Annotated in this window: 3 protein-coding genes and 1 other RNA gene; 1 reads left to right on the top strand and 3 read right to left on the bottom strand. The window is 44.9% G+C overall.

The window, feature by feature from the left end; translation table 11 throughout:
• Positions 1–279 precede the first annotated feature (279 nt).
• From ACLD72_RS32115 to ssrA, 3 genes are all read right to left on the bottom strand, one after another.
• Positions 280–567: a cold-shock protein gene (locus tag ACLD72_RS32115; protein ID WP_411003938.1), complete on the bottom strand. Its 288-nt coding sequence runs from the start codon at positions 565–567 to the stop codon at positions 280–282.
• 6 nt (positions 568–573) lie between these two features.
• Positions 574–774 (bottom strand): cold-shock protein, encoded by a 201-nt coding sequence (locus ACLD72_RS32110; RefSeq protein WP_036627035.1) that lies wholly within the window; start codon positions 772–774, stop codon positions 574–576.
• A 273-nt stretch (positions 775–1,047) separates the two neighbouring features.
• Positions 1,048–1,412, bottom strand: a transfer-messenger RNA (tmRNA) gene (ssrA, locus tag ACLD72_RS32105).
• A gap of 273 nt (positions 1,413–1,685) precedes the next feature.
• On the opposite strand from ssrA, the gene ACLD72_RS32100 reads away from it, so the two are divergent.
• Positions 1,686–2,642, top strand: coding sequence for a DUF2167 domain-containing protein (locus ACLD72_RS32100; RefSeq protein ID WP_411003939.1), 957 nt, complete (start codon positions 1,686–1,688; stop codon positions 2,640–2,642).
• The last annotated feature ends 475 nt before the right edge of the window (positions 2,643–3,117 follow it).

Genomic DNA, 3,117 nt, shown 5'->3' with positions numbered 1-3,117 from the left:
ACGGACATTCTCCTTTTTGAATCTAAGACCGAAACAAACCTGTAAATATATTTCATTAATTACCAAAATAGTAATTGGACCATAATTTCAACTTTTCATGTCAGGTTGTTTGCATGGCTAGTGAATACTCTGCCGTTCTCTCGTCCCAAATTTGTTAGTCACGACCTTAACGTAATTTTGCCACTTCCTATTCATCAAAAATAAGATGCAAAAAAGCGACCAAACACGGTCGCTTCTTCTCATGCTAAATATGGAGTGAGGCGAGGGGAATCGCTCCATCTAGTTTTTCGTCTGATTAGGGCTTGTATTCGCTAGGATCGGCAGCATTTTCTCGCCTTTCTCCATGAAGGAATTGCATTGGGCACACTTTGGCTGGGCCATAAAAACGAAGTTATCCCTCATCCATCCGTTGCACTTTTCATTGGTGCATGACCATATCGTTGTCATTTCCTCCGGAAGATCACTCGTTAGTCTTTTCCGTGAATAGTACAAGTGGCATCCTTCTTTCTCTCCAGGAATAATGTGAAAAAAAGCCCCAACACGAGGTTTGGGGCTTTGCAATAGCATTCTTACTTACAGTTTAACAACATTTTCGGCCTGAGGGCCGCGATTGCCTTGTACCACGTTAAATTCAACGCGTTGTCCTTCGTCCAACGATTTAAATCCGTCGCCAACAATCGCGCTGAAGTGCACGAATACGTCGCTGCCGCCTTCAACCTCGATGAAACCAAAGCCTTTTTCTGCATTAAACCATTTTACTGTTCCTGTTTCCATGATTCATTACCTCCACATGTTCATTTTGATATCCTTTAAAATTTCCAAAAAAAATCACATATTATACAAGGTTACACCCATTAAAATTATAACCCTCTACAATATGTGACTTCAGGTCGAAATTCCAATAAATTGATTATAACACATCTGAAGTTGGTTTACAACTTTCCATACGCATTTAAGACCAAAATGATTAAGAAACATTGCTTAGCAATTTAATCGTAAGAAAAATGCAAGAAAGCGACCTGCCTCGGCCGCTTTTCCCAGTGGTACATATGGAGGCGAGGGGAGTCGAACCCCTGTCCGAAGGCAACGCCACATAGGTTTCTACGGGTGTAGTGACAGTTTTGATGTCACCCTAGAGACTCCCTGTCACCGGATTCCCTTCGGGTCAGCCTGATTATCTTCTTCCGTTGACCCCAGGCGGAGACCAGACGGCGTATCCCACTAAAGTTGGGCCCTATTCCCGGCACATGGGCGATGCAGAGATAGAGCTAGCACGCAGGTTATTAAGCTGCGAAAGCTAAGTTGTTGTTTTGTTTGCCGTTTAATTGGCTTTAGCGTTGATAAAGCGGACGCGTCCCCACTACCCGCTACCCATGCTCGATCTACCCCCGTCGAATCCAAAAAACGCCCCCGAATTTTGAATTAAACGGCTGAGCATGGAGTGCTGTAATCACACTGTTGTGATACGAACTGCATTTTGTGTTACGAACTTAGTATAGCACATTTTGTGCGCCAAATGACTTGTAGGTTGCTGGAAACTCAACTAAGTTAGGGAATTTCATTGTACCAATTCACCGTAAGGAAAGCAAGCTCCATAACACCTATTATGAACGCGGCCCACAATATTAATAATTTGGGAAATGCACCCGATATAAAGGAGGTGAAAAAAACAAACGGAGGAACTTATGAAAAAACACATGTACCGCCCAAAAATCAGCATTTTTCTAATCGCGTTTATGATGGTCATTAGCACCTTTGCCGTGCCTGTCAGCATAAGCGCAGAAGAGGTGGAGCAAACTGAAGATGAAGTCCAATTAAATTGGATTGAAGGAAAGGGACAACTGGTACCATTAGGAAGCATCGCTCAACTTAAACTGCCGGAAAACTACGTATTTTTGAACAAAGATGATACGATCGCCTTATTGGAATCAACCCAACAACTCCCTACATATGAAGAAATCGGATACATAGAACCTCTAGCTGAGGATCAGCTTTGGTCGGTTTATTTTGAGTATAACGAGTCCGGCCATATCTCGGATGACGATAAAACGGAAATCGACGCGGACGCATTGTTGGAGAGCTACGAAGCCGGCCAGAAAGAGGCCAACAAAGAGCTTTCGCCGGAGAACCAATTAACCGTAAAAGGATGGTTCGCCCCGCCCAAATACGATGAACAACTGCGCAGCCTTACATGGGCGCTGCTGCTTCAGGATCACCAGGGACAGGATATAATCAACTATAATGTCCGTATACTTACCCGTGAAGGAAACATATCCGTTATTCTCGTGTCCGACCCGGCAAATTTGGACGCCGACCGTAAAGTCATGGAAGCGGAAATTCTGCCGGTATTGACCGTCAATGCAGGACAAGCGTACAACGATTATGACCCGGCTACCGACAAAAAGTCTTCCGCAGGGTTAACCGGCCTCATTCTTGGCGGCGCGGGCCTGGCCGTGGCCAAAAAGGCAGGCTTGCTGTCCATCATAGTGGTCCTTCTCAAGAAATTCTGGTTTTTGATTATTGTTCCGTTTGCTTGGGTCCTGAACCTGTTCCGGGGCAAAAAAGGCAAAGCCAAAAAAGGCAACCCCGGAAATCCTGAGCCTTCTTCCGAAGAGCGGAATGAACCACCGGCTTCGGTGTAATTCCAAAGAAAAACGCCGGAGAGCGTCCTCCAATCGCTCTGACTTCTACGTCAGAGCAATCCCCCTTCTTTCATGAGCCGAAGCACCGAGTACTTCGGCTCTTTTAAATCTGTGGACGCTGCTCTAACGGACACCAGCGACCTTATCCGCCCATTTCCCGGGTATTTCCCAGCCTAACGGACACACATGACTCTATTTAGCTCAAAACCAGTTCATCCGGGCCGATTTGAGGTAAATAAGGTCATCTGTGTCCGTTACATTTTGCAAAAGCTTCATTTTTCCGCAGATAACGGCTTTGGTGTCACTAGTCATGCGTAAAATCTAACATGAAACGTTAGGAATTAAAGGGAATGAAAAAGTTCAAGCACTTTCCAGGATTTGGTCTTCCCAAGTAAAAAAAATTCTCCTAATGTGGAAGTGTGGCACACGTTATCCGTCACACTCACAAAAGGAGAAATCCCATGGATAACGTACC

Source organism: Paenibacillus lacisediminis, assembly GCF_046567315.2.
Note: the sequence above shows the minus strand (reverse complement) of the source record. Positions and strands in the feature narration are given on the sequence as shown.

Bases quoted from the DNA above. Each gene is read 5' to 3' on its own strand.
- ACLD72_RS32115 (WP_411003938.1), bottom strand. From the start codon at position 567: ATGCTATTGCAAAGCCCCAAACCTCGTGTTGGGGCTTTTTTTCACATT.
- ACLD72_RS32110 (WP_036627035.1), bottom strand. From the start codon at position 774: ATGGAAACAGGAACAGTAAAATGGTTTAATGCAGAAAAAGGCTTTGGT.
- ACLD72_RS32100 (WP_411003939.1), top strand. From the start codon at position 1,686: ATGAAAAAACACATGTACCGCCCAAAAATCAGCATTTTTCTAATCGCG.